1 protein-coding gene is annotated in these 530 nt (G+C 39.2%); it reads right to left on the minus strand.

Features of this window, described 5'->3' with window-relative positions; translation table 11 throughout:
• The coding region (locus tag IQR33_RS15820) for a type VI secretion system baseplate subunit TssF (RefSeq protein ID WP_193843845.1) at positions 1-530 on the minus strand (530 nt) is incomplete at both ends.

Consider the following 530-nt stretch of genomic DNA (forward strand, 5'->3'; position numbering starts at 1 on the left):
TCAACAAAAGAAATGTAAGTTTCTCTACCTGGCTCATCATACCCACCAGCCCAGTTCTTATCCTCACGTCTCATCAACCAATAAATCTCACTAGTGTTCGTATAATGCGTGTGCTCACCAGAGTGATAACATGGCAAATTGTGGTACGTTTTGTTCCAGTTTCTCAACGTTACGTCAGAAATTGAGACAACCTCATTACTTTCAGCTTCTTGGTATTGTGGAGACAAGTGGTAATCGTATTCAGTTGGTAGAATACGCTTAGGCTCCATAATACTTTTAAATAAGTTGATCACAGGCACACAGCCTACCATTAAGCTTTCTTCGTCCACTTGCTTTGGAAGCCAGTCATCGTTGGTATCAAAGTAAAAATACAGTTCGACTTGCTCTCTAAGATCTAGCTCTGATAATCCAAGTTCGATGATATCAAAGAACATAAACTTCTCAGGAAAGTGCAAATACTCAACAAGTAATCTTGCTCCTGAAAAGCTTCTTTTACTGTATGGCACAACTTTCTCATCTTCTGAAAATCC

This window comes from Vibrio sp. OPT46 (genome assembly GCF_015163535.1).
GTDB classification, from domain to species: Bacteria; Pseudomonadota; Gammaproteobacteria; order Enterobacterales; family Vibrionaceae; genus Vibrio; species Vibrio alginolyticus.